The following is a 23,547-nucleotide window of genomic DNA, read 5'->3' on the forward strand; positions in this document are numbered from 1 at the left end:
ACAAATTACACGGACAGGGCAGTTTCACCAAAGAAAATGTCGCCGGGTAAGTCTGTTGCGAAGCTTGGAGGACGCAGGATGGAGGACGCATGTTGGCCGGCCAGGGGCTGAACAGGTTGATGAGACTTCGCCGCGGCTTCCACGCTCCCTCGACACTTGCCAACGTCGGTTCCGCAGCCGGACCCTGGCAGGCCACACCACAGGAAGGACTGGCTCCATGACCGCCGCAGCTCCCCGCACCAACATCACCGGCGCTCACCTGCTGGCCGCTGCCCTGCAGCGCCACGGCGTGCGCGAGGTATTCGGGCAGAGCATTCCCTCGGCGCTCTTCCTGGCGGGACCGGACTACGGCATCCGCCAGATCGGCTACCGCACGGAGAACGCCGGGGCCGCCATGGCGGATGCCTATGCGCGCGTGTCCGGCAAGGTGGCCGTGGTGGCGGCCCAGAACGGCCCGGCGGCAACCCTGCTGGTCCCCGGACTGGGCGAGGCCTTGAAGGCCTCGATCCCGGTGGTGGCGATCGTGCAGGACGTGCACCGCAAGTTCACCGACAAGAACGCCTTCCAGGAGCTGGATCACTTCGCGCTGTTCGGCGGTGTGTCCAAGTGGGTGCGCCGGGTCTCCGACCCCGGCCGCCTGGACGACTATGTGGACATGGCCTTTGCGGCGGCTGCCTCGGGACGCTGCGGGCCAGCGGTGCTGCTGGTGCCGGTGGACGTGCTGGACGAGCACCCGCAGTTCGATCCCGACGCGCCGCGGCGCCAGGCCGCGCTGGGGCACTACCCCTTGGACCGCAGCGTTGCCGACCCGGCCCGGGTGCAGGAGGCGGCCGCATTGCTGGCCGAGGCCAAGGCGCCCATCGTGATCGCCGGCGGCGGCATCCATTCCTCCCAGGCCTGGGCCGAGCTGGAGGCGCTGCAGGCCCTGGGCCTGCCGGTGGCCACCACCGTCATGGGCAAGGGCGGCGTCGACGAGACCCACCCGCTCTCGGTGGGGGTGGTCGGCTACTTCATGGCGCCGCGCAGCCGAAGCTCGCATCTGCGCGAACTGGTCACCGAGGCCGACGTGGTGCTGCTGGTGGGCAACCGCACCAACCAGAACGGCACCGACAGCTGGAGTCTCTACCCCGAGGACGCGCGCTATATCCAGATCGACATCGACGGCGCGGAGATCGGGCGCAACTACGAGGCCCTGCGCCTAGCCGGCGATGCCAAGCTGACCTTGGCGGCGCTGGTCGAGGCCCTGAAGGCACAGCAGCCGGCCGGCTTGGACGCGCGCCGCGGGGCGCTGGAGGCGCGCATCGCCGCCGGCAAGGAGGCGCACAGCCAAGAGCTGGCGGAGCTGGTGGACATGCAGGCCGCGCCGCTGCGCCCGGAGCGCCTCATGGCCGACATCGACGCCGTGCTGACGCCGGAGATGCTGGCGATGGCCGATGCCAGCTATGCCTCGATCTGGATCGCCAACTTCCTGACCGCGCGCCGGGCCGGGCAGCGCTTCCTGACGCCACGCGGCCTGGCCGGGCTCGGCTGGGGCCTGCCCTTTGCCATCGGTGCCAAGACCGCCCGGCCCGAGGCGCCGGTGATCTGTGTCACCGGCGACGGCGGCTTCGGCCACGTCTGGGCCGAGCTCGAGACCGCGCGGCGCATGAAGACGCCCATCGTGGTCGTGGTGCTCAACAACCAGGTCCTGGGCTACCAGAAGCACGCCGAACTCAGCCTGTTCGGCGCCCACACCGATGTGTGCCACTTCGAGGCGGTGGACCATGCGGCCATCGCCCGGGCTTGTGGGTGCGAAGGGGTGCGCGTCGACGCCCCGGACGATTTCGCCCCCGCGCTCGCCGCCGCGCTGAAGCACGACGGCGTGACCGTCATCGACGCGATCACCGATCCGCGCGCCTATCCGCCCATCACCAGCTTCATGGGCAAGGACGCGTTGGAGGCCTGAGACCAACACAAGATCAACAAGCAACAAACCCACAGCGGAGGAAGACATGTCCTTTAAGAAGCTTTTGACGGCGACCGCAGCGGCCACCGCGCTGCTCGCGGCCGGCAACGCCGCGGCCGAAGTGAAGTTCGGCGCGCTCTATCCCTTCAGTGGCGATCTCGCGCTGCTGGGCGAGGAAAGCTACCGCGGACTCGAGATCGCGGTGCAGGAGATCAATGCCGACGGCGGCGTGCAGGGCGAAGAGGTGGTGCTGGAACGCGGCGATGCCGTCGACAACAACCAGGCCATCGGCGAGGCCCGGCGCCTGATCTCGCGCGAGAGCGTGGCAGGCATCTTCGGCACCTACGCCTCCTCGCGCTCGATCGCTGCCAGCCAGGTGGCGGAGCTCTCCGGCATTCCCTACTTCGAACTGGGCGGAGTGGCCGACGAGATCACCGGGCGCGGCCTGGAGTGGCTCTGGCGCACCAACCCGACCGCCGAGGACATGGGCAAGCTGATCGTCGAGATGGTGGTCGAGGCCGTCGCCCCGGGCATCGAACGGGATCCCGGCGACCTGCGCATCGGCATCATCCACGAAGACAGCAGCTACGGCACCTCGGTCGCCGGCCATCAGGAGCGCTATGGCGAAGAGGCCGGCCTCAACATCGTGACGGTGCAGGCCTATCCGGCCAACACGGTCGACATGTCCTCGCTGGTGCTCGATCTCCGGGACCGCGAGGTCGACGTGGTCTTCCAGACCTCCTACCAGAACGATTCGGTGCTCTTCCTGCAGCAGGCCAACGAGGCCGACTTCCGTCCGGCTGCCATCGTCGGCGGCGGCGGGGGTTACTCGCTGCAGCCGACCGCCGATGCGGTGGGTCACGACCTGATCGAGGGCGTGCTCAACGCCGACTTTACCCAGTATCTGGTCAACACCGAGTCGACCCCGGGTCTCGAGGCCTTCGTGGACGCCTATGAGGAAGCCTATGGCGAGTTCCCGCGCTCAGGCCATTCCCTGAACAACTACGTCGGCGCCAAGGCCATCCTGCAGGCGCTGGACGAGGCCGACGGCTTCGAGCCGGAGACCATCAAGGAGGCCCTGGCGGCCATCGACACTCCTTTCGGCGAGACCGCGGCCGGCTATGGCGTGAAGTTCGGTGAAAACAACCAGAACGAGCGGGCCTCCATGATGGGCCTACAGTGGCAGGACGGGAAGCTCGTGACCGTCTATCCCGAGGAAGCGGCCTACGCGCCGATGCGCCTCGGCGAGTGAGGCTTTGGGCCGGGGCGCTTCATCGTCCCGGCCTTCTTCTATCTCCCCACTGCACCGGCTGAGCGCGAGGCGTGATGGAAACCTTTCTGCAGGTGGTGACCAACGGTCTGATGCTTGGCGGTCTCTTCGCCATCGTCAGCGTCGGGCTGACCCTGATCTTCGGGATCGTCAAGGTGATCAACTTCGCCCATGGCGAGTATCTGATGATCGGCATGTACCTGACCTTCCTGTTGGCCACCGGACTCGACGTGCACCCCTATCTGACCGTTGCCGCCGTGGCCCCGCTGCTCTTCGTGCTGGGTGCGCTGACTCAGCGCTTCCTGATCCAGCCCTTGATGCACGCCCGAGACGAGCATGTGCAGATCTTCGCGACCGTCGGACTCTCGACCGCGCTGATGAACCTGGCGCTGCTGGTCTTCGGTGCGGACATCGCCTCCACGCCCGCCAGCGGCCTGCGGACGAGCCTGCACATCGGGCCGGTGCGCATCCTGGCGGGGCAGGCGGTGATCTTCTGCGTGTCGATCGCCCTGGTCGTCGGGCTGCACTATTACCTGCAACGCACTCAGACAGGGCGCGCGATCCGTGCCGTGGCCCAGAATCGCGATGCAGCCCAGCTCATGGGCATCAACGTGAACTGGATTTATGTCCTCACGTTTGGCATCGGCGCCGCCTGCGTCGGTCTGGCCGCCTCCCTGGTGGCGCCGCTCTATCCGACGCAGCCGACCAGCGGCACCTACTTCGTGCTGATCGCCTTCGTGGTGGTGGTGCTCGGCGGGCTGGGCTCCATCGGCGGCGCCTTCGTCGGCGCCATGGTCATCGGCCTGATCGACAGCCTCTCCGGCTTCTACATCGGCTCCGACCTGCGTGAGGTCGCGGTCTTCGGGGTCTTCCTGCTGATCCTGATCTTGAAGCCTTCGGGGCTCTTCGGCCGGCGCAGCCTCGCCCACGTGTCGCCTTGACGGAGACGGTCATGACGCAAGACAAGACAGCCTCCGCCCAGCGCCGCGGTGCGATCGCCCTGGCCCTGGTTCTCCTGGGCATCCTGGTGATCCCCATCGCCATGGACGACCAGTTCATCTACCACATCTTCGTGACGATCTGCATTTTCGCCGCGCTTTCCACGGCCTGGAACATCGTGGGCGGCTATGCAGGGCAGCTTTCGCTGGGTCACGCGATCTTCTACGGCATCGGCGCCTATGCGGCGGTGATGCTGACCAACCTCGGTATCACGCCCTGGATCGGCATGTTCGTGGGCGCCTTCTTCGCCGTGATTGCCGCCATCGTGGTCAGCTATCCCTGCTTCCGGCTGCACGGGCCCTTCTTCGCGCTGGCGACCATCGCTTTCCTGGAGGTCTTCCGGGTGCTGGCACTGCACTTCCGCAGCTTCACCGGCGGGGCAACGGGCATGATGATCCCGCTCAACGTCGGCTGGGAGTGGATGGTCTTTCGCGACCGCCTGCCGGCGCTGATCATCGCCTTCGGCCTTCTGCTCCTGGCTCTGGCGGTGGCCTGGTGGATCCGCAACCGGCGGCTTGGCTTCCAGTTGATTGCCACGCGCGAGCGGGAATCCGCTGCCCGGGCGGCCGGTGTCGGGACCGTGCGGGTGCGGCTGGTCGGCGTGTCGATCTCCGCGGCGCTCTGCGCCATGGTGGGGTCATTCCATGCCATGTACCTCACCTTCATCGAGCCGGAAGCGGTCTTCTCCCTGACCTTCTCGATCCAGATCGCGCTCTTCGCGCTCATCGGCGGCATTGGCACGATCTTCGGTCCCCTGCTGGGCGCGGTGATGCTGGTGCCGATCACCGAGTTCGCCCGCGGCTGGCTGGGTTCCGGCGCTCTGGGGCTGCACGGCTTCGTCTATGGCGTGGTGCTGGTCCTGGTGGTGCTCTTCATGCCCAACGGCATCATGGGACTGGTGCAGCGCTTCTTCGAGCCTGACCGCACCCCTCCCGAGGCCGAACCGGCCAGCGTCGCTCCCGAACCGCGCGCGAGCGAGGCCCGTAGCTTCGGCGAGGACGTTCTGCAGGTGGAGGGCCTGGACAAGCATTTCGGCGGCCTGCACGTCACCAACAATGTCAGCTTCAGCCTCAAGGAAGGCGAGGTCCTGGCGTTGATCGGGCCGAACGGGGCCGGGAAGACCACGGTCTTCAACATGATTTCCGGCTTCCTGAAGGCCGATGCCGGCAGCGTCGTCGTGCGCGGCGCCGACGGGCAGTTTCACAGCCCAACGACGCCGGGCGACTATGCGGCGATCGGTGTGGGCCGCACCTTCCAGATCGTGCAGCCCTTCGCCTCCATGACGGTGGAGGAAAACATCATGGTCGGCGCCTTCCACCGGCACCACAATGTCGTCGATGCCCGCGAAGCCGCGCGCGAGACGGCGCATCGCCTGGGACTGGGACGCTGGCTCCACGCCGAGGCCCGCGGCCTGACCATCGGCGGGCTGAAGCGTCTCGAGGTCGCCCGGGTCATGGCCATGGAGCCGCGCATCCTGCTGCTCGACGAGGTGATGGCCGGCATCAACCAGACCGATGTGCGCCGGGCGGTGGATCTCATGCTGTCGATCCGCGACAGCGGTGTCAGCATCATCGCCATCGAGCATGTCATGCAGGCGGTGATGTCGCTCTCCGACCGCGTGATCGTGCTGAACTCCGGGGAGATCATCGCCGAAGGCACGCCGCAGGAGGTGGTGCGCGACGCAACCGTGATCGAGGCCTATCTGGGCAAGGAGTTCGCCAATGCTTGAACTGAAGGCGGTGGATGCCGGATACGGCGCGACGACCATTCTGCATGGCGTGAGCCTGAACGTGCAGGCTGGCGAGTCGGTGACCATCATCGGCGGCAACGGCGCGGGCAAGACCACCACCCTGCGCACGATCATCGGTCTGCTCCGCCCCACCGCCGGCACGATCCACTTCGAAGGGCAGGACATCTCCCGCCTGCCGGCGCATGAGGTGGTGGAACTGGGGATCACCCTGGTGCCGGAGGGTCGCCAGCTCTTCCCCGACATGACGGTGCGCGAGAACCTCTACATGGGCGCCTTCCGGCGCGACGCACGTGCGCAGGCGGAAAAGACCCTGAAGGAGGTGCTGGAGCTCTTCCCCCGGGTTGCGGAACGGCTGGGCCAGCAGGCGGAGTCGCTGTCCGGCGGCGAGCAGCAGATGGTTGCTATCGCCCGCGGTCTGATGGCGCGGCCGCGGCTCTTGATGTTCGACGAGCCCTCGCTGGGCCTGGCGCCGATCATCGTCGAGCAGGTCTTCTCGGTGATCGACAGCATCGTGAAGACCGGCGTCACCGTCCTGATCGTCGAGCAGAACGTGCATCACACCTTGAATGCCGCCGATCGTGGCTATGTGCTGGAAAACGGGGAGGTCGTGCTGGAGGATGCGGCGCAGGCCCTTCTGACCAATGACCATGTTCGCCAAGCCTATCTGGGGATTTGAGCCATGACCTCCGAACTGGAACAGCGCCTGCAACAGGCCACACGGCCGAGCCACGCCGGCCGACGGGTCCTTGTGACCGGTGGCGGCAAGGGCATCGGCGAGGCCATTGCCCGGGGTTTCGGGGCACGCGGGGCAAGCGTGGGGGTGGCGGATATGGACAGTGCGGCGGCCGAAGCGACGGCGGCTGCGATCCGCGAGGCAGGTGGTTCGGCCATTGCCCTGGTGCTGGACGTAGCCGACTGGGCCGCGGTCTCGGCCAGCCTGGAGCGCGCGGCCGGTGAGATGGGCGGGCCCTTCGATACGGTGATCAACAACGCCGGCATCTCCCCCAAGCACGCGGGTGTTGCCCACAAGGTCTGGGAAATGGACCCCGAGGAATGGAACCGGGTGGTGGGCGTGAACCTGACCGGGGCCTTCAACACCATTCGTGCACTTTCGCCCTCCATGCGCGCGGCCGGGCGCGGCTGGATCGTCAACATGTCCTCGGTGGCGGGCAAGACCCACTCGCCGATCGTGGCCTGCCACTATGCAGCGAGCAAGTCGGCACTGATCGGCTTTACCAAGCACCTTGCCGCCGAGCTCGGCCCCTATAACATCCGGGTCAATGCCCTGGCGCCGGGTCGCATCGCCACGCCCATGGTGCGCGGCGTCGCCGAGGAGGTGAATGCCGAGCAGGTGCGCATGACGCCGCTGGGTCGCCTGGGCGAGCCGCTGGAGGTGGCCGACGCCGCGCTCTGGCTGACCGACGCGGAATCGAGCTTCGTCACCGGCCAGACGATCGACGTCGCCGGTGGCCTCTACATGACCTGAGGGACTTTAGGAGAACCATGAACATCACTGGCCGCACACGGGTCTACGGCATCATCGCCGACCCGATCCATCACGTGAAGGCCCCCGAGGTCATGCACCCCGTCTTCGAGCGCCACGGCGTCGACGGCGTGCTGGTGCCGATCCATGTCTCCCCCGAGGGACTGCCCGAGCTGATGCAGGGACTGCGCCGGATGCAGAACTTCGGCGGCTTCGTCGCGACGGTGCCGCACAAGCCGGCGATGGTCGAACTCTGCGACGAAGTGGACGAACAGGCGCGGCTGATCGGCGCGGCCAACATCGTGCGGCGCGAGCCGGACGGCCGCATGGTCGGCGCCATGCTCGATGGTATCGGGTTCGTCACTGGCCTGCGCCAGGCCGGGGTGGAGCCGGCCGGGATGCGGGTGTGGCTCTGCGGCGCCGGCGGCGCGGCCTCGGCGATTGCCTTCGCCCTGGCCAAGGCCGAGGTGGCGCAGATCACCATCGCCAACCGCAGCCGCGACAAGGCCGAGGATCTGGCCCGGCGGGTGCGCGACGCCTATCTGAAGGTGACCGCCAGCGCCGACACGGCGGACTTCGAGGGCCACGACCTGGTGGTGAACGGCACCTCGCTGGGCATGCGTGCCGAGGATCCCGCGCCGGTGGACTTTGCCCGCCTGCACGCCGGCCAGGTGGTGGCGGAGGTCATCATGGAGCCGGCGAAGACACCGCTGCTGCTCGCCGCCGAAGCCGCCGGCTGTCGCATTCAGCCCGGGGCCCCCATGCTCGCCTGTCAGATCGAGCTGATGGCCCGGCACATGGGCGCGATCTGACAGGATCGCGGCCCGAAGCGGCAGGCCAGAGCGGCAAGACAACGCGGCAGAGTAGAACTTCAGGATACCGGGGGTAGGTTAGAGTGACGGCGGCTTTCGACTACATCATCGTCGGCGGCGGAACGGCGGGCTGCGTGCTCGCCAACCGCCTCACCGCGTCCGGCAGGCATCGGGTGCTCTTGCTGGAGGCCGGCGGCGAACCGAGCGGCTTCTGGATCCCGATTCCCGCCGGTTTCAGCAAGCTGCTGGTCAACGATCGCTGGAATTGGCGCTTCTGGAGCGAGCCGGAGGCGGCCACCAACAACCGCACCATCGCCATTCCGCGCGGCCGCGGCCTGGGCGGCTCCACGCTCATCAACGGCATGATCTATGTGCGCGGCCAGCCGCAGGACTATGACGGCTGGGCCCAGCGCGGCTGCCCGGGCTGGAGCTTCGAGCAGGTTCTGCCCTATTTCCGCAAGCTGGAGGATTTCGACGGCCCGGCGCACCCCTTGCGCGCGCGCGGCGGCCCCCTGTCGCTGACCGAGGTGAAGGAGCGCCCGGAGGTGGCCGAGGCCTTCATTGCGGCGGCGGAAGCGGCCGGGCATGTGCGCAATCCCGACTACAACGCCGAAAGCCAGGACGGCTTTGGCTACTACCAGGTCAACCAGCGCGCCGGACGACGGGTCAGTGCCGCGGAAGCCTACCTGAAGCCGGCACGCAATCGCCCGAACCTCGAGGTGCACACCGACACCCAGGTGCTGGGCCTGGAATTGGAAGGCCGGCGCGTGGTGGGCGTGCGGGCGCGCCGCAACGGACAGGAGGAGGTTCTCCGCGCCGAGGGCGAAGTGATCCTCACCGCCGGCGCGGTGCAGAGCCCGCAGCTTCTCGAGCTTTCGGGCATAGGCGATCCGACCGTGCTGGAGGCTGCCGGCGTCCCAGTGCGTCACGCCGTCCCAGGTGTGGGCGCCAATTACATCGATCACTTCTGCACCCGCATGAACTGGCGGGTGAAGCTGCCGATCACCCTGAACGAGCAGTCCCGCGGCTGGCGCCTGGCCCGCTCGGTGGCGCAGTACTTCCTGACCCGCCGCGGCATCCTCACCCTGGGCACCGGGCTGGCGCATGGCTTCGTGCGCACCCGCCCGGGGCTGGAGGGGCCCGATGCCCAGTACTTCTTCATGCACGCCAGCTACGCCAACGCCGCCGAGCGCAAGTTGGACCGCCTGCCGGGCATGACCATCGGGGTGACCCAGTTGCGCCCGGAAAGCCGCGGCAGCATCCATCTGCGCAGCCCCGACCCCGACGCGCCGCCGGTGATCCGGCCCAACTTCCTGGACGCGGCCGAGGACCGGCGCTGCATGGTCGAAGCCATGAAGCTGGCTCGGCACATCGTCGATCAGGCGCCGCTGGACCGCTACCGCGCCGAGGAGATGAGCCCGGGTCCCGCCTGCCAGGAGGACGCCGACTGGCTCGCCTTCGCGCGGGAGAACGGCCAGACCATCTACCACGCCATCGGGACCTGCCGCATGGGCAGCGACGAGTCGGCGGTGGTCGACCCGCGCCTGCGGCTGCGCGGGCTGGAGGGGCTGCGCGTGGCCGATGCCTCGGTCATACCGGCCATGGTCTCCGGCAACACCCAGGCGGCGGTCTTCATGGTGGCGGAGAAGGCCGCGGACCTGATCCTGGAGGACAATCCAGGCGGCCGCTGAGCCGGTGTCTTCCCGGCCTTGGCAGGAGCGCTGCGCCTGGGCATGATCGCCGCCATGACGACGGAATGCCTGACGCAAACGGCGGCGGACCTGCCGCCCTACACCCCCTTCGAAGGCGGGCGCTATCGCATGGCCATGGGCCTGCAGGCGCTCAAGCCGGAGGACTGGATCGAGACCGGCGCGGACCGCCCGGTGCAACTGGCCGAACGCCGGCGCCTGTTGCGCGAGCGGCGCGAGGATGTCTTCGCGGTTCTGCCCGAGGCCGAGACGGCCTGCAGCGAACTGCTGGCCCGCCTGGCGGACTTCCTGCCCGGACGCTTCCCCGACTTCTATGAACGGCAGGGCGCGGAGATTCGATGCCGCGACGACGGTAGCGTCTTCCGCCTCGAACCGCCCGAAGACCATCCGCTGGCTCTGGCCGGCTCGCTGGTTCAGGAGGATTTCTGCCTGATGCAGAGCGACCCGCAGCGTGAGTCCGGGCGTGATGCCGGCGCCTACCGCCTGACTGCCGCGGTGCTCTGCTTTCCCGGACGCTGGCGCCTGGCGGACAAGATCGGCCGCCCAATGCTGGCGATCCATGAGCCGGTGCCGGGCTATGCCGAGAAGCTGGGGCGGCCGGTCGACCGCTTCCTCTCGATCCTCAAGCCGGAAAAGCCGGTCTGGCGGGTGAACTGGAGCCTGACCGAGGACCCGGCGCTCTTCCAGCCGGTGGGCCACGGCAAGGAATCCGAGGACCTCGCAATCACGCCGGAGACGGTGGGTGAGAAGGTCTTCCTGCGCTGCGAACGCCAGACCCTGCTGCGGCTGCCGGAGAGCGGTGCCGTGGTCTTCGGCATCCGCACCTACCAGCACCCGCTGTCCAGCCTGCAGGCCCTGCCGGAGGCCGCAGCCAACCTCGCCGGCGTTCTGCGCAGCGCGCCGCCGGAACTCGCGCGCTACAAGTCCCTGCCGGTCTTCGCTACCGCAGCCTGCACCTACCTGGACCGCATCGCCTCTTCGTAACGAGCCCGCTACCACCCCTTGACAGGCGGGGCATGTTCTGTTTATGTTCTCACATCCTCAAAAGGTGTAACCGAAACCCGCCCGGCAGTGCCGCGGCGGGTTTTGCTTTGCGGCGGAGGGTATGGCAGGGCAGCAGACGACAGGACGGCAGATCACAGGGCGGCCGCGCGGGCTCAATGCGGCGCTGCGTCGCGAGATCTGCGAGCGGGTGGCGGAAGGCGAGACCCTGACGCGCATCTGCCACGATCCGCACCTGCCGCCCAAGGCCGCGGTGCTGAAGGCCCTGGCGGCGGATGCCGGCTTTCGCCGCCGCTACGAGCAGGCGCGGCGCCTGCAGGCGGAGCACTGGGCCGAGGAGATTCTGGAAATCGTCGATGCCGGCGGCGGCAGCGAGGACGCCGAGGGCAAGCCGCTGGCCGAGAAGGACCTGCTGGCCCGGGCGAAGCTGCGCGTCGATGCCCGCAAGTGGCTGCTGGCCCGCCTGGGTGGCGGTGGTGAGGCGTCGCCGGCGGCTGAAGAGGAGGACGAGGAGGCCGATCCCGACCGCCTCTTTGCCCGCGAGGACCTGAGCGAAGAGGAGCGTTCGCTGCTGCGCGGACTGCTCGAACAGCGCCTGGCGCGGCATGAGGATTGACCCGGAACCCCGCGATGCCCTTGCCTTTGCCCCAGGCCCTGAACCGGGCGCTGGCCGACCCGAAGCGGGGCCTGCGCGCCTTGGAGCGGCTGGACTGCGAGGAAAGCCTGCTCGGTTTCATCGGGCATGCCTGGCCGCTGCTGGAGCCGGGGCGGCGCTTCGTGCCGGGCTGGCACCTGGAGGTGCTCTGCGGACACTTGGAGGCGGTGACCCGCGGCGAGATCACCCGCCTGCTGATCAACGTGCCGCCGGGGACCATGAAGAGCCTGACGGTCGCCGTGCTCTGGCCGGCCTGGGAGTGGGGACCGGCCGGGCGGCCGGAGTTGCGCACCATCGCTGCCTCCTATGCGGAGCGACTCTCGCTGCGCGACAACATGAAGTGCCGCCGGCTGGTTGCTTCCGACTGGTACCGCGGCCACTGGGGCAAGAGCGTGCGCCTGGTGGGCGACCAGAACGCCAAGGGCAAGTTCGAGAACGATCGCACCGGCTTCCGCCTGGCCACCTCGGTGGGTGGCCTGGGCACGGGCGAGCGCGGAGACCGCTTCGTGATCGACGATCCGCACAACGTGCAGCAGGCGGAATCGGCCGCGGTGCGCGAGGCGACGCTGCGCTGGTTTTCCGAGACCGTGCCGACCCGGCTCAACGACAGGGAGTCGGCCATCGTGGTGGTGATGCAGCGGGTGCATGAGCGCGACGTCTCGGGGCTGATCCTCTCGAAGGACCTGGGCTATGAGCATCTCATGCTGCCCATGCGCCATGAGCCGGAGCGGCGCTGTGTGACGCGCCTGGGCCCGGCGGACCGGCGGCGCAAGCCCGGCGAACTGCTCTGGCCCGAACGCTTTCCGGCGCCTGCGGTGACGGCGCTGGAATCCGCACTGGGCAGCTACGCGGCCGCCGGCCAGTTGCAGCAGCGCCCGGCACCGCGCGACGGCGGCCTGTTCCGGCGCCACTGGTTCGAGGTGGTGGAGGCGCTGCCGGCCGGCTGCCGCTGCCTGCGCGGCTGGGACCTGGCAGCGAGCCGGGCGCGCGCCGGCAGCGACCCGGACTGGACTGTCGGGCTGAAGCTCGCCCGCTCGCCCGAGGGTATCTTCTACATCGCCGATGTGGTGCGGCTGCGCGGCTCCGGCCTGGAGGTGGAGCGGGCGATCCGCACTTGCGCGCAGCAGGATGGTGCTGCGACCGCCATCTCCCTGCCGCGCGACCCCGGTCAGGCCGGCAAGGTGCAGGCGGACTATTTGCTGCGCCAGCTTGCGGGCTTTGCCGTCAGTGCCACGGCGGAAAGCGGCGACAAGACTACGCGCGCCGCACCGGTGGCGGCCCAGGCCGAAGCCGGCAACATCCGCCTGCTGCGCGGCGTCTGGAACGAGGCCTTCCTGGAGGAGGTCGCGCTCTTTCCCAACGGCGCGCACGACGACCAGATCGATGCCCTCTCCCGGGCCTTCGCCGGCCTGGTTGAGGGAGGCCGCGCCCCGCAGGTCTTTGCGTGAAGGAAGGAACTTGACGATGCTGCAACGCCTGCGCGGACTTTTGCGTGCGCCGCTGCCCCTGCCGCGGCCGGGGAGCGGCTTTACCTGGCGGCTGGAGGGGCCGGCGCCCGATACGCGGCCGGTGCGCAACAAGCGCCAGGCGCTGGAGCGTTACGCCGGCTGGGACTATGCCGCGGCCAGCACGCTGGCCCAAGATGTGCGGGCCGCGCCCTGGGAGCTCTGGCAGCGTGATGGAGCGGCCAAGGCCGGCTGGCGCCGCCTGCCGCCCGAGCGCATTCCCGGCCTGTTGCGCCGGCCCAACGGCCTGCAGTCCTGGCCCGACCTGGTTGAGCTGAGCCAGCTGCACCTGGAACTGACCGGCGAGGCCTATTGGCACCTGCTGCGCCGCGACGGCTGGCTGGAGGGACTTGAACTGCTGCATCCCCACTGGGTGGAAGCGCCGCTGCTGGACGAGGCCGGGCGGCAGCTTCGCGGCTGGCAGGTGCAGGTGCCGGGTCGCAGCCCGCAGGTTCTGCCCGCCGAGGAGGTGGTCTTCCTGCGCTATCCCCACCCGCTGGAGCCGCTGCGCGGCGCCTCGCCGGTGGAGGCCTTCGCGCTGAGCCACGACATGGACCTGCACGCCCGCGCCTATGGGGCGGCGCTGCTCAAGAACCGGGCGACGCCGGAACTGGTGATCACCAGCGAGGAGGAACTGACGCCGGAGCAGGCTGAGGTGCTGCGCGAACGCTGGCTCGAGCGCTATCGCGATCCGGCCCGGGGTCCGGCGGTCCTGGGCCGCGCGGCCAAGGTGCAGCAGCTGGGCTTCAACCTGAAGGATCTGGCCTTCCTGGAACTGGCGGAACTCAGCCGTGACCAGATCTTCGCGGTCTACAAGCTGCCGGCCAGCAAGGTGGGCCTGACCAGCGACGTGAACCGCGCCAATGCCGAGGCGGCGGACGCCACCTACCGCCGCAACGCCATCCTGCCGCGCCTGCGCCGGATTGAGGAGGCGGTCAACCTGCACCTCCTGCCGCAGCTCGGGCCCGGGGTGGCGAACCTCTGGTACGAGTACGAGAACCCGGTGGAGGAAGACCGCAGCTACACCCTGCGCCGGGCCGAGGCCATGCTGAAGGCCGGCGCCATTACCTTGAACCGCTACCGCGACCTGCTGGGCGAGGACCCGCTGCCCGACGGCGAGCTCTACCTGCAACCGCCCGGCGCCCGCTGGCGCCGCAAGGTGGGGGAGGGGTGAGAGGTCCAGGCGGGCTCTCTCGGCAACAAGACACGGTTTTCGTTACTGCCACTCGTCGTTATGGTAGGCTCAATGTCAGCCAGCCGGCGGCTTCCCTGGAGGTAAGTAATGAGCGAAGAGCTGGAAGCCCTGCTTGAAAGGGCACGCAAAGTCGAAATGAGCGCTCACGACTGGGAGCGGCAACGGCGAAGCTTCGCCTATGGCAACAGCAAAATAGAAAATGATCGAGTGACGCGATCCATGGTTGACGAGCAGGCGGAGCTGCTGGACAAGAAGAAAGGCTGAACGTCTGGCGGGGCGCGTCATTGGGGGACGAGTCCGAACGAAAAAGCGTCGCTCGCGATCCGCAACTTATTGCGGATGAGGAGGAGAGGGCGCGCGCAGAGGCGACAAACGCGCTGCGCCAGTTCGACCGTGTGCAAGAACTGATCGAGGTGTGGCTTTCCGCCGAGCAGCGCCGCCGCCTGCGTCCTTCACTGATCCTTGATCTTCAAAGGCTGGCTGTAGAGGGGCTCACCACCTACGCCGGGGTTTATCGGCCTGGCGGCATAGAGATTGGCGGCAGCCGCCATACACCGCCTCCCGCGCATCTCGTGCCTGAATTGGTGGAAGAGCTTTGCGACTACGTTAACGACAACTGGAGCCGACCCGCGGCTCATCTTGCCGCCTACGTCATGTGGCGGCTCAACTGGATCCATCCCTTTGTTGATGGCAATGGGCGAACCTCCCGGGCGCTCGGCTACTTCTTGCTGTGCGCGAAGCTGGAACTGCGCCTGCCTGGGCACAGCTCTCTTCCCGAACTGATCGCAAGAGACAAACGCCCCTATTATGCCGCCCTGGAGGCAGCGGACGAGGCGGCGCGCAAGGGCGACCTCGACGTTTCAGCTATGGAAGCACTCTTGGAGGGTCTGCTGGCACGCCAGTTCACGGAGATTATCGATCGCGCCCGACAAAGCAGCACCGACAGCAACCCAGCCAAGCTCCACTGAGCGGATCACAATTAAGTGTGAACGCTGTTAAGTGTGAACGCTGTCGCTGATGCGCCTGCGATGATGTTGAAACAACAGCGGACAGCCCGGCGACCGTCCGCATAGCTTGACCTTTATTTCCGGTCTCTCAGCCCGCGGCTTTCCCTTCTGCAATCCAATCCAGGAGCATCACCATGCACCGCCTGACTCGCGGCGGCGCGCTTTTGCGTGCCGCGGAGGAGGGGCGTGTGGCGCATTTCCGCGCCGCCACCCCGGCCCTCGACCGCCACGGCAGCCGCATCCGGCCCGAGGGCATCCGCACCGAGGCCTTCGAGCGCAATCCCGTCTTCCTCTGGGGGCACGACGGCTATGCCCGCGCCGGCGTGCCGCCGGATCCGCAGGCGGTGATCGGGCGGGTCGTCGATCACAGCAAGGGGCCGACGGCCTTCGACGTGACGGTGGAGTTCGCGCCCGCGGCGGCTAACCCTCGGGCGGAGCAGGCGCTGCGCCTGGTGCGGGCCGGGTTTCTCAACGCAGTCTCCATCGGTTTCCTGCCGCGCAAGCGCCACGAGGAGCGGCTGTCCGACGGGCGCAGCATTCCTGTCTTCGACGAGGTGGAATTGCTGGAGGTGAGTCTGGTGCCCGTCCCCTCCAATCCGGAAGCCCTGGCGCTGATGCGCGAGGTGGCGGCGCTGGCGGCCAACCACGCGCCGAGCTGCGCCGACGCGGCACGCGCCCTGCGCCACGGCTTTCGCGTCCTGCGCGGCCAGGCGGCCCTGCGCAGGGCCTTTCGAACTTTCAACACTGACAGCGAGGAACAGCAGCCATGAGTGACGACTTTGCCCAGCTCGGCGAGGAGCTGACCGCCGTGGTCCGCCAGGAGGTGGACGGCCTGCACCGCAGCCTGCAGCAGGAACTGCTGGCCGGCAGCGAGCCGACGGCCGCGCGGGTGGCGGACCTCGAGAAGCGCCTGGTCGATGCCGAGGCCCGCCTGGGCGAGAGCGAGGAGCGCCGGCGCCTGGAGCGGGCCGGGCCGACCCTGCCGGCGGCGGGCGGCGGCGAAACCGATTTCCGCGGCGCCTTCGTCAACGATGTGGGCGACCTGCGGCGACGTCTGCGCGAACTGCGCGTCGGCGATCCCGGCACCCGGGCCATCGATTCCTCGCTCTTCACCAGCGGCGGCAAGCTCTCGGCCGAGACGGCGGATCGCTTTCTCGACTTCCTGGTGGCGCAGCAGCCGGCACTCTCCCGGGTGCAGCTGCGGCGCATGGGCAGCCCGGAAGGCCACACCGACGAACTCACCGTGCAGAGCAGGCGGTTGCGCAAGGGTTCGGAAGGCCAGGCGCCCCAGGCCAGCGACGCCCTGGGCACCCGCCGACGCACGCTCTCCACGGTGGAGGTGGTCTGGGCGGAGGACATCACGCTCACCTTCCTGGAGGACAATGTGGAAAAGCGCGATGCGGAAGCGGCCATCGCGCGCCTGCTGGCCACGGCCTTTGGGAACGACCTGGACGACCTGGCCTGGAACGGCGACGAGAGTGAGACCGAGGACGACTTCCTCGCCATCAACGACGGCTGGCTCGCCCTGGCGGCCGCCGACAGCGACGTGAACGATCTCGACCTGTCCGACGAGGGACTGGGACTGGACGAGAGCACCACGGCCCGGGAGGTGCTGGGCCTTGCCCTGCGCCAGATGCCGCAGCGCTTCAAGGGCCGCACCGACCAGGTCTTCTTCGTGCCGGTGGCCTTTGCCGAGCGCTATGCCGAGGAGACGGCGGGCCGCCAGACCGGGCTGGGCGATCAGGTCCTGTTGGGCGGTTTCCCGGCCCTGCGCTACTTCGGCATTCCCGTGGTGCCCGAGCCGCATCTCAGCGGGGACAGCGGCGACAAGCTGCTGCTCAGCCCGAGCGGCAACCTCTTCTTCGGGGTGCAACGCCAACTCACGGTCGACGGCCAGTGGCAGCCACGCAAGCGGGTGGTCGAGTACACCCTGACCGGCCGCATCGACTACGAATATGCCACCGGGGCCGCCCTGGTCCTGGCCGAGGCCCTGCCGGCGCATCTGCGCTGAGGTTCGGACTTCCTGGCGGTGGTGCGGCGGATTGCCCGGCCGCACCACCGCAACCTTCTGCTCTGCTTCCTGATCTCGGAGAAAATCCATGACGCTGCTTGCGCCGGCGGCGCTTGCCGCCTTTGCGGGCGTCGCCCCCGACCATCCGCGCCTTGGCAGCGCGCTGGCGGCTGCCGAAGCCCTGGCCGCGGCGCGGATCGGCACCGCATCGCTGATCCGGCGCAGCGTGAGCTGCGAGGTGAACGTTCCGCACTTCCGGCGACGTATCGAACTACCGGAAGGACCGCTCAGCGACCTCACCGCCGTCGATCTGAATGGCGAGAATGTCGACCCCGCCACATTGGCGCCCGGTCCCTGGTGGCTGGGCCGGGCCGGTGGGTTTCCCGCCGGTGCCGAACTTTCGCTCGACTATGTCGTGGGCTGGGAGGCGGAGGGGACGCCGGCACTGCCGGCCTCGCTGCACCAGGCCCTGCTCCTGATTGCCGCCGACCAGCTGGCCCGCGGGCCCGAGCCGAGCGCGACGCAAAGCCGGCTGGGCGATTACGCCGTCACCTGGAGCGCTTCGGCCGCCGGCCTGCCGCAGGCGGCGGACCTGCTTCTGCAAGGCTGGCGTCGGCCATGATTGCCGCACGGCTCGACACGCCCCTGCGCCTCGAGCGCTCCCAGCCCGTGGCCGATGAGCGCGGCGGCTGGGTCGAGGACTGGGTGCTCCTGGAAGAGACCCACGGCCGGCTGCAGCCCCTGCGCAGCCGCACGCAATATGACGGCGGGCGGCTCCAGGCCGAGGTGACCCATGCCCTCTACCTGCCGCCTGAGACGGGGGCCGTCCCGGGCGACCGTGTGGTGATCGCCGGGCAAGACTATCGCGTGGTGGCCGCCGGCCTGGGCCGGGCCGGACGCTACGACAAGCTGCTGCTCCGGGAGCTGGAATCGGCAGCCGGCTGACGGCCTTCCCGCCCCCTTCGAGACAAGGACTTTGCCCATGGACGTGGTTGCCCAGCTCTACGACCGCCTGAGCGCCGATCTGCCGCTTGCCGCCCTGCTGTCGAACTATCGCGGCCAGCCGGCGGTCTTCTCCGAGAGCGTGCCCCCGGATGCCGAACCGCCCTGGATCCTGATCGAGGGGGTGACCGCCGATGCGCCGCAGGATGCCCGTGGCCTGCGCGTCCGGGAGCTGCGGCTGGCCCTGCGCTGCCTCGATACGACCGGCGCCGGCAGCGGGCGGCTGGAGGCGGTGGCGGCCCGGGCGCGGGCGCTGCTCCATGAGGATGATCTGGAGGCGGCCGGAGCTGTGCTCTTGGCCCAGTCCTGCCACGGGCCGATCCGGGCGCCGTCCGAGCGGGGCTTCCTGGAACGGCGCCTGGAACTACGCTTGCTGCTGAACGAAACCGAGGAGGCCTGACGCGATGCCAGCACAGGGATACAGCGGACGACTTCTGCGCCTTGCCATCGGCGATGGCGGCGAGCCCGAGAGCTTCCAGTTGATCGCCGGTTTGCGCACCACGGCGTTCCTCCTCGACAACGCGCCGCTGGACGTGACCACCGTGGCGAGCGAGGGCTTTCGCATGTTGATGTCCGACGGCGGGCTCCAGTCCCTGAGTGTCAGCGGCGAGGGACTGGTGACCGACGCCGCTGCCGACCGCCTGCTCTATCTGCAGGCGGTGAACCGGACGCTGGAGCGCTACCGCCTGACCTTCGGCAACGGTGACGTTTTCGAGGGGCCATTCGCCGTCAGTCGCTTTCAGCGCAGCGGCGCCCAGGCCGAGGCGGAGAGCTTTTCCATCACCCTGGAGAGCGCCGGCGCCGTCGACTTCACGGCGGGAGGAGAGGGCCCATGAGCAATCCGCAGCGCGGTGAGGTGAGCTTGCGCTTGGACGGCCGCGACCTGGCCCTGGCGCCGAGCTTTGCGCTCCTTGCCGAAGTAGAGGCCGAGCTGGGGCCGCTGCCGGGCCTGCTGCGCCGCCTGGCCGCCGAGGACTGGCCGGCGACAGAGCTTGCTCGGGTGCTGCGTCTGGCGGTGGCGCATGCCCCGGGCGCGCCGGCGGACGAGCGGGTCGAGTGCCTGCTGCTTGCCGCGGGCCTGGCCCGGCTGCGGCCGCTGGCGGTCGAGCTGCTGCTCAATGCCCTCGATGGGGTCGAGGGAGCGGCCGCGCCCGAATCCCGAGCCGAAGCCTCCTGGTCGGAGGATGTTGCCCAGGGAAAGCCGGTGAGAAATCCGGTGGGAAAGCCGGGGCGGGCGGCGGCTTCGACTGGCCGTGCCTGATGCAGGTCGGGCTCGGCTGGCTGCGCCTTCCGCCCGCCGCCTTCTGGCAGTTGACCCCACGGGAGTTCGCCGCTGCCCTGGAAGGCTGGATGGCGCTCAAGGGCCTGGGCGGGCAATCGGCCGGTCTGTCCCGCTCCGAAAGCGAGGCTGTGCGCGCCTTCCTGGCTGAGGATCCCTCAGCGTGACGCCCTGTCCGGGTCAGCGGTCGGCGCGCAGCACCGGGCCGCGGGCCGGACGGGGTTGCGCCGGGGCCGGGTCGGGGTCTGCCGGCTGGCTCTCGGTGGCCAGCCGCGGCTCGAAGCGTGGCTCGGGCGCGGGGCGACGTGGCGGCGGTTCGGCGGGCCGGCGTGGCGTCGCCTCGGCGCTGTCCAGTTTGCGGTCGAGCTGGCGGTAGAGTCGCAGCAGACGGCTCTGCTGGTCCAGGGCCGCTGCTGCCGCAATGCAGAGCAGGGCCAGGGTCACCCAGCCGGCGGCCCAGAAAGCCGAAACCACGAAATTGTTGTCCAGCAGCACCCGCGGCCCTTCGGCGCCGACGCCGCTGGCGCCGGGCGGGCTCATCAGGCGCACGCCGGCCAGGTCGCCGGCCAGCGGGATCATGGCAACGCCGAGCAGGGCCAGCGCGCAGAGCAGCAGCAGGGGTCGCATGATGACCTCTCCGGAAGTGGCTTCTCTTTCGGATCATAACGTGCTGCCCCTTTCGGTCCAGTGGCGGCCTTGTGTGAGCAGGAGGAGGAAAGCGATGCCCCAAGATAGCGAGGAGAGGATGGCGCTGCTGCAGCAAGAGTTGCCCGAGGACCTGGAAGCACGCCTACAGAACCTGGAGCGGCAAAGCGCTTTGACTGCCCGCGGGATGGAGGACATGGGGCGCCGCGGTGCGCGGGCGCTGGAACGCATCCTGTTGCAGGGCGCCGATGCCGAACGGCAGATGCAGCGCCTGGCCGCCTCGTTGCGCGACCAGGTCCTGCGGGAAACCCTGGTGCGGCCCCTGGGCGGTCTGGTTCAGCAGGCCACCGGCCGCCTGCTGCCCGGCGGCTCGATGGTGGAGCGGGCGGGGACGCAGGTGACGAGCGGTGTAGATGCGCCGGCCGGGTCAGCCGCGGCCTCGAACATCACCATCAACGTCTCGGCCCCCGGCGGCGATCCGGCGCAGGTGCGGCGCTCGATGGGCCGGGCGGCCTCGGAGCTGGCGCGGGTCGTGGCGCGGGGGCAGCGGCAGCTATGAGCGACAGCTTCTCGACCACAGCTCGGCTCTACCGGGTGCAGTGGACGGCACCTGCACGCCCGCCACGCCTGCGTCAGCGCCGGCTTCCGGGATGCAGGCGAGGCCGTGACTTCCGAGGGAAAGGTGCGGCTGCTGGTTTTCGACGGCTGACCGGTCGAGCGGGCTGGGCTAGTAAGCCCAGTCCCGGCCGTCGGCCGTCGCCCGCTCCCGTGCACTGGGATTCTTCGAGGTCCGGAAGGGCACCTCGGTCACGACCGCCTCGACTGGCTGACCGGAAATCTCCGTATAGGACTCGGGCAACTCGACCTTCAGCTCGCTGCCCAGTTCGGACAGCTCCCAAGGCACGTAGCCCAGCGCGATGTTGGTCTCCAGCTCCGGCGACCACCAGGGCGAGGTGACATAGCCGACGCGTTCACCATTACTCTTCTGGATCAACCAAAAGTCCGGGGCGTAGTCGATGATTGCCTGACCGCCCAGTTTCATGCCCACCATCTTCAGCGCGAAGGGATAGCGGCCCGCATCGATCTCGGCACGCTGGCGCTCCAGCTCGGTCTTGCCGATATACTCGGCGGTTTTCTTGCGCGGCACCTGATAGGCCAGGTTCACCTGGAAGGGCGAGGTTTCCGCGTCCATGTCCTGGCCCCACGACAGAATGCCGGCCGCAACACGCCGGTGGTGGGCCGGTGCGATCACCCGCAAGCCATAGCTGGCGCCGGTGCCGCGAATGGCGTACCAGACGGCTTCGGCCGCTTCCGTGGCATGGCGGACGTAGATCTCATAGCCCTTCTCGCCCGTGAAACCCGTCTGGCTGACCACCACGGGACAGCCGGCCAGGTCCGCTTCCATCAGGCCGTAGTAGGGCAGTTGACCGATGGAGCTGCCGAACAGCTCTGTCATCAGTTCCTCGGACAGGGGTCCCTGCACCTGCAGCGGCGCCACGTCGAGCTCAGCAATGTCCACATCCCAACGCCGGCCGATATTCACTCCCTGCAGCCAGAGCAGCAGGTCGGAGTCCGAGATGGAGAACCAGAACTCGTCCTCGGCCAGGCGCAACAGCACCGGATCGTTCAGGATACCGCCCTTCTCGTTGCACAGGATGCAGTACTTGCCCCGCATGGGCTGGATCTTGGTGGCATCGCGGGTGATGACGAAGTTGACGAAAGCCTCGGCGTCGGGCCCCTTGACCTGGATCTGGCGCTCCACGGCCACGTTCCACAGAGTGACCCGGTTGACCAGGGCGTCGTACTCCGCCATGGCGCCACCGTCTTCCGGCCGCACATAGCCGCGGGGATGGTACATGCGGTTGTATACGGTGGCCCGCCAGGCTCCGGCCTCGATGGACAGGTGCCAGAAGGGCGACTTGCGGACCCTTGTCGAGATCAGCATCTGCACCGGGGTCGGTCCGGACTGGCGCAGATTGCAGGGCACCACCCGGTCGGATTGGTCGACGGCCGGCACGTTCGGGTGGGTGCGATCCTTGTGGGTGGCGGGTGTGGTCGGAGACATGGGCTGCGCTCCTTATCATGTCCGCAATGACGCCGTTCGGCGCAAGAGGGCCCTCACTTCAAGGTCCTGCAGAACGGACTACCACCTCCACAACCGAAAAGGTGCCTGTGGAACGCCGCCCGAATGCTCAGGGGCGACGGAAAGTCAGGAAGCGATGCAGGACTGGGTCAAGACGGCAGAGTTTCCGATCGCATGATTGCAGTCCCCTGCAGCAAGCTCCCCCTTTTGGTCCAGTGGTGGCCTTGTGTGAGCATGAGGAGGAAAGCGATGCCCCAAGACGGCGTAGCGAGGATGGCGCTGCTGCAGCCCGAGGACAGTGGCGCGGGGACAGCGGCAGCTATGAGCGACAGCTTCGACGACGTGGCCTTCCCGCATCCGCTGTCGCGGCGCTCGGCCGGGGGGCCGGAGTTTCGCACGGCGATCGTGGAGACGGCCTCGGGGCGGGAGTACAGGAACCAGGAGTGGGCGGCGGCGCGGCTGCGCTTCGATGCGGCGCGGGGCTTGCGCTCGGTCGCCGAGCGCGACGCGCTGCTGGCCTTCTTCTATGCCAGGCGCGGCCGGGCGCGGTCTTTCCCGCTGCGCGACTTCTCGGATCACAGCTCCTCCGGCGGCACCGGCACGCCGGACCCGGGCGACCAGGGCCTGGGCGAGGGCGACGGGCAGACCACGGCCTTCCAGCTGGTCAAGTGGTACGGAGCAGGATCGGGCGCCTATGCCCGGACCATCCTGCTGCCGGTGACCGACAGCGTCCGGGTGGCGCTGGACGGGGTGGAGCAGGCCGGCGGCTGGTCGGTCTCGCGGCCGGGCGGGGTGGTGAGCTTCGAGACGCCGCCGGCGAACGGCGTTCTGGTCTCGGCCGGGTTTCTCTTCGAGGTGCCGGTGCGCTTCGATGCCGATCGCATCGAGATGCAGTGGATCTCGCCGGCGGCCCAGGAGCTGGGCGAGGTGCCGCTGGTGGAGGTGCGCGATCTTTAAGGGCCTTGGGTGCTTTTGCCCTTTCATTCACGCTTCGGGCAACGAGATTAGCTTCAGGCGAAATTGACCGGAGACGAGTGATGAACTTGCACAGACTCGCCCCCCTGCTCGGAGACAATCTCCAGACCGCGAGCGGCAGGATGGTCGGCGGCCTCCTCCTACTCACCCTGGTGGGCGGAACCCTGGCGTGGCTGTTTGTGGGCCTTTGAGGTAGGCCGTCCCGCCGCCACGCGCGGCG

26 protein-coding genes are annotated in these 23,547 nt (G+C 68.7%); 24 read left to right on the top strand and 2 right to left on the bottom strand.

Features of this window, described 5'->3' with window-relative positions:
- Positions 1-217: 217 nt before the first annotated feature.
- From ABZ720_RS15435 to ABZ720_RS15540, 22 genes are all read left to right on the top strand, one after another.
- A complete protein-coding gene (locus tag ABZ720_RS15435; RefSeq protein WP_366556418.1) occupies positions 218-1,945 on the top strand; it encodes an acetolactate synthase catalytic subunit in 1,728 nt (575 codons plus the stop codon).
- A gap of 46 nt (positions 1,946-1,991) precedes the next feature.
- A complete protein-coding gene (locus tag ABZ720_RS15440) occupies positions 1,992-3,197 on the top strand; it encodes an ABC transporter substrate-binding protein (protein WP_366556419.1) in 1,206 nt (401 codons plus the stop codon).
- 74 nt (positions 3,198-3,271) lie between these two features.
- Positions 3,272-4,156: a branched-chain amino acid ABC transporter permease gene (locus ABZ720_RS15445; protein ID WP_366556420.1), complete on the top strand. Its 885-nt coding sequence runs from the start codon at positions 3,272-3,274 to the stop codon at positions 4,154-4,156.
- Between the two features lie 11 nt (positions 4,157-4,167).
- Positions 4,168-5,943, top strand: a complete 1,776-nt coding sequence (locus ABZ720_RS15450) for a branched-chain amino acid ABC transporter ATP-binding protein/permease (protein ID WP_366556421.1) — start codon at positions 4,168-4,170, stop codon at positions 5,941-5,943.
- Entirely contained in the window at positions 5,936-6,640 is a 705-nt protein-coding gene (locus ABZ720_RS15455) for an ABC transporter ATP-binding protein (protein WP_366556422.1), read from the top strand. Before ABZ720_RS15450 ends, ABZ720_RS15455 begins: the two co-directional genes overlap by 8 nt.
- 3 nt (positions 6,641-6,643) lie before the next feature.
- Positions 6,644-7,450 carry a 3-oxoacyl-ACP reductase FabG gene (gene fabG, locus ABZ720_RS15460; RefSeq protein WP_366556423.1) on the top strand — a complete coding sequence of 269 codons (807 nt, stop codon included), beginning with the start codon at positions 6,644-6,646 and terminating at the stop codon, positions 7,448-7,450.
- A gap of 17 nt (positions 7,451-7,467) precedes the next feature.
- Complete coding sequence (locus ABZ720_RS15465) at positions 7,468-8,259, top strand: shikimate dehydrogenase family protein (protein ID WP_366556424.1); 792 nt, start codon at positions 7,468-7,470, stop codon at positions 8,257-8,259.
- 83 nt (positions 8,260-8,342) lie between these two features.
- The gene (locus tag ABZ720_RS15470) at positions 8,343-9,950 is read left to right on the top strand and encodes a GMC family oxidoreductase (protein WP_366556425.1); all 1,608 of its coding nucleotides are present in this window, start codon (positions 8,343-8,345) and stop codon (positions 9,948-9,950) included.
- Positions 9,951-9,968: 18 nt separating this feature from the next.
- Complete coding sequence (locus tag ABZ720_RS15475; protein WP_366556426.1) at positions 9,969-10,952, top strand: heme-dependent oxidative N-demethylase family protein; 984 nt, start codon at positions 9,969-9,971, stop codon at positions 10,950-10,952.
- 121 nt (positions 10,953-11,073) lie between these two features.
- Positions 11,074-11,586: a terminase small subunit-like protein gene (locus ABZ720_RS15480; protein ID WP_366556427.1), complete on the top strand. Its 513-nt coding sequence runs from the start codon at positions 11,074-11,076 to the stop codon at positions 11,584-11,586.
- Positions 11,587-11,600: 14 nt separating this feature from the next.
- The gene (terL, locus tag ABZ720_RS15485) at positions 11,601-13,073 is read left to right on the top strand and encodes a phage terminase large subunit (protein WP_366556428.1); all 1,473 of its coding nucleotides are present in this window, start codon (positions 11,601-11,603) and stop codon (positions 13,071-13,073) included.
- Positions 13,074-13,089: 16 nt separating this feature from the next.
- Entirely contained in the window at positions 13,090-14,304 is a 1,215-nt protein-coding gene (locus ABZ720_RS15490) for a phage portal protein (RefSeq protein WP_366556429.1), read from the top strand.
- A 108-nt stretch (positions 14,305-14,412) separates the two neighbouring features.
- Positions 14,413-14,589: a hypothetical protein gene (locus tag ABZ720_RS15495; RefSeq protein WP_366556430.1), complete on the top strand. Its 177-nt coding sequence runs from the start codon at positions 14,413-14,415 to the stop codon at positions 14,587-14,589.
- A gap of 20 nt (positions 14,590-14,609) precedes the next feature.
- Positions 14,610-15,293 carry a Fic family protein gene (locus ABZ720_RS15500; RefSeq protein WP_366556431.1) on the top strand — a complete coding sequence of 228 codons (684 nt, stop codon included), beginning with the start codon at positions 14,610-14,612 and terminating at the stop codon, positions 15,291-15,293.
- Between the two features lie 173 nt (positions 15,294-15,466).
- Positions 15,467-16,102 (top strand): HK97 family phage prohead protease, encoded by a 636-nt coding sequence (locus tag ABZ720_RS15505; protein ID WP_366556432.1) that lies wholly within the window; start codon positions 15,467-15,469, stop codon positions 16,100-16,102.
- On the top strand, positions 16,099-17,343 hold the full coding sequence (locus tag ABZ720_RS15510; RefSeq protein ID WP_366556433.1) for a hypothetical protein: 1,245 nt from the start codon (positions 16,099-16,101) through the stop codon (positions 17,341-17,343). The genes ABZ720_RS15505 and ABZ720_RS15510 overlap by 4 nt, the downstream gene beginning before the upstream one ends.
- Before the next feature lie 88 nt (positions 17,344-17,431).
- Complete coding sequence (locus tag ABZ720_RS15515; protein WP_366556434.1) at positions 17,432-17,965, top strand: hypothetical protein; 534 nt, start codon at positions 17,432-17,434, stop codon at positions 17,963-17,965.
- Positions 17,962-18,288 carry a head-tail adaptor protein gene (locus ABZ720_RS15520; RefSeq protein WP_366556435.1) on the top strand — a complete coding sequence of 109 codons (327 nt, stop codon included), beginning with the start codon at positions 17,962-17,964 and terminating at the stop codon, positions 18,286-18,288. The genes ABZ720_RS15515 and ABZ720_RS15520 overlap by 4 nt, the downstream gene beginning before the upstream one ends.
- A gap of 37 nt (positions 18,289-18,325) precedes the next feature.
- On the top strand, positions 18,326-18,745 hold the full coding sequence (gene gp17, locus ABZ720_RS15525; protein WP_366556436.1) for a tail completion protein gp17: 420 nt from the start codon (positions 18,326-18,328) through the stop codon (positions 18,743-18,745).
- A 4-nt stretch (positions 18,746-18,749) separates the two neighbouring features.
- Positions 18,750-19,181 (top strand): phage tail tube protein, encoded by a 432-nt coding sequence (locus ABZ720_RS15530; RefSeq protein ID WP_366556437.1) that lies wholly within the window; start codon positions 18,750-18,752, stop codon positions 19,179-19,181.
- Positions 19,178-19,606: a GTA-gp10 family protein gene (locus ABZ720_RS15535; RefSeq protein ID WP_366556438.1), complete on the top strand. Its 429-nt coding sequence runs from the start codon at positions 19,178-19,180 to the stop codon at positions 19,604-19,606. The genes ABZ720_RS15530 and ABZ720_RS15535 overlap by 4 nt, the downstream gene beginning before the upstream one ends.
- A complete protein-coding gene (locus ABZ720_RS15540) occupies positions 19,606-19,791 on the top strand; it encodes a phage tail assembly chaperone (protein ID WP_366556439.1) in 186 nt (61 codons plus the stop codon). Before ABZ720_RS15535 ends, ABZ720_RS15540 begins: the two co-directional genes overlap by 1 nt.
- Positions 19,792-19,804: 13 nt before the next feature.
- Here the strand turns inward: ABZ720_RS15540 and ABZ720_RS15545 are convergent, their stop codons facing one another.
- Positions 19,805-20,251 (bottom strand): hypothetical protein, encoded by a 447-nt coding sequence (locus ABZ720_RS15545; protein ID WP_366556440.1) that lies wholly within the window; start codon positions 20,249-20,251, stop codon positions 19,805-19,807.
- Positions 20,252-20,345: 94 nt separating this feature from the next.
- On the opposite strand from ABZ720_RS15545, the gene ABZ720_RS15550 reads away from it, so the two are divergent.
- On the top strand, positions 20,346-20,828 hold the full coding sequence (locus ABZ720_RS15550) for a hypothetical protein (RefSeq protein ID WP_366556441.1): 483 nt from the start codon (positions 20,346-20,348) through the stop codon (positions 20,826-20,828).
- Between the two features lie 168 nt (positions 20,829-20,996).
- On the opposite strand, the gene ABZ720_RS15555 is transcribed toward ABZ720_RS15550, so the two are convergent.
- Complete coding sequence (locus tag ABZ720_RS15555; RefSeq protein WP_366556442.1) at positions 20,997-22,334, bottom strand: glycine cleavage T C-terminal barrel domain-containing protein; 1,338 nt, start codon at positions 22,332-22,334, stop codon at positions 20,997-20,999.
- Between the two features lie 267 nt (positions 22,335-22,601).
- Here ABZ720_RS15555 and ABZ720_RS15560 point away from each other — a divergent pair, with 267 nt between their 5' ends.
- Complete coding sequence (locus ABZ720_RS15560; RefSeq protein WP_366556443.1) at positions 22,602-23,309, top strand: DUF2460 domain-containing protein; 708 nt, start codon at positions 22,602-22,604, stop codon at positions 23,307-23,309.
- Positions 23,310-23,547 lie beyond the last annotated feature (238 nt).

Origin of the sequence: Aquibaculum sediminis, from assembly GCF_040712085.1 — a bacterium.
GTDB lineage: Bacteria > Pseudomonadota > Alphaproteobacteria > Kiloniellales > DSM-21159 > Aquibaculum > Aquibaculum sediminis.

Excerpts from the sequence above, each read along its gene's own strand:
- ABZ720_RS15435 (WP_366556418.1), top strand. The coding sequence starts at position 218 with ATGACCGCCGCAGCTCCCCGCACCAACATCACCGGCGCTCACCTGCTG.
- ABZ720_RS15440 (WP_366556419.1), top strand. The coding sequence starts at position 1,992 with ATGTCCTTTAAGAAGCTTTTGACGGCGACCGCAGCGGCCACCGCGCTG.
- ABZ720_RS15445 (WP_366556420.1), top strand. The coding sequence starts at position 3,272 with ATGGAAACCTTTCTGCAGGTGGTGACCAACGGTCTGATGCTTGGCGGT.
- ABZ720_RS15450 (WP_366556421.1), top strand. The coding sequence starts at position 4,168 with ATGACGCAAGACAAGACAGCCTCCGCCCAGCGCCGCGGTGCGATCGCC.
- ABZ720_RS15455 (WP_366556422.1), top strand. The coding sequence starts at position 5,936 with ATGCTTGAACTGAAGGCGGTGGATGCCGGATACGGCGCGACGACCATT.
- fabG (WP_366556423.1), top strand. The coding sequence starts at position 6,644 with ATGACCTCCGAACTGGAACAGCGCCTGCAACAGGCCACACGGCCGAGC.
- ABZ720_RS15465 (WP_366556424.1), top strand. The coding sequence starts at position 7,468 with ATGAACATCACTGGCCGCACACGGGTCTACGGCATCATCGCCGACCCG.
- ABZ720_RS15480 (WP_366556427.1), top strand. The coding sequence starts at position 11,074 with ATGGCAGGGCAGCAGACGACAGGACGGCAGATCACAGGGCGGCCGCGC.
- terL (WP_366556428.1), top strand. The coding sequence starts at position 11,601 with ATGCCCTTGCCTTTGCCCCAGGCCCTGAACCGGGCGCTGGCCGACCCG.
- ABZ720_RS15490 (WP_366556429.1), top strand. The coding sequence starts at position 13,090 with ATGCTGCAACGCCTGCGCGGACTTTTGCGTGCGCCGCTGCCCCTGCCG.
- ABZ720_RS15495 (WP_366556430.1), top strand. The coding sequence starts at position 14,413 with ATGAGCGAAGAGCTGGAAGCCCTGCTTGAAAGGGCACGCAAAGTCGAA.
- ABZ720_RS15505 (WP_366556432.1), top strand. The coding sequence starts at position 15,467 with ATGCACCGCCTGACTCGCGGCGGCGCGCTTTTGCGTGCCGCGGAGGAG.
- ABZ720_RS15510 (WP_366556433.1), top strand. The coding sequence starts at position 16,099 with ATGAGTGACGACTTTGCCCAGCTCGGCGAGGAGCTGACCGCCGTGGTC.
- ABZ720_RS15515 (WP_366556434.1), top strand. The coding sequence starts at position 17,432 with ATGACGCTGCTTGCGCCGGCGGCGCTTGCCGCCTTTGCGGGCGTCGCC.
- ABZ720_RS15520 (WP_366556435.1), top strand. The coding sequence starts at position 17,962 with ATGATTGCCGCACGGCTCGACACGCCCCTGCGCCTCGAGCGCTCCCAG.
- gp17 (WP_366556436.1), top strand. The coding sequence starts at position 18,326 with ATGGACGTGGTTGCCCAGCTCTACGACCGCCTGAGCGCCGATCTGCCG.
- ABZ720_RS15530 (WP_366556437.1), top strand. The coding sequence starts at position 18,750 with ATGCCAGCACAGGGATACAGCGGACGACTTCTGCGCCTTGCCATCGGC.
- ABZ720_RS15535 (WP_366556438.1), top strand. The coding sequence starts at position 19,178 with ATGAGCAATCCGCAGCGCGGTGAGGTGAGCTTGCGCTTGGACGGCCGC.
- ABZ720_RS15540 (WP_366556439.1), top strand. The coding sequence starts at position 19,606 with ATGCAGGTCGGGCTCGGCTGGCTGCGCCTTCCGCCCGCCGCCTTCTGG.
- ABZ720_RS15545 (WP_366556440.1), bottom strand. The coding sequence starts at position 20,251 with ATGCGACCCCTGCTGCTGCTCTGCGCGCTGGCCCTGCTCGGCGTTGCC.
- ABZ720_RS15550 (WP_366556441.1), top strand. The coding sequence starts at position 20,346 with ATGCCCCAAGATAGCGAGGAGAGGATGGCGCTGCTGCAGCAAGAGTTG.
- ABZ720_RS15555 (WP_366556442.1), bottom strand. The coding sequence starts at position 22,334 with ATGTCTCCGACCACACCCGCCACCCACAAGGATCGCACCCACCCGAAC.
- ABZ720_RS15560 (WP_366556443.1), top strand. The coding sequence starts at position 22,602 with ATGCCCCAAGACGGCGTAGCGAGGATGGCGCTGCTGCAGCCCGAGGAC.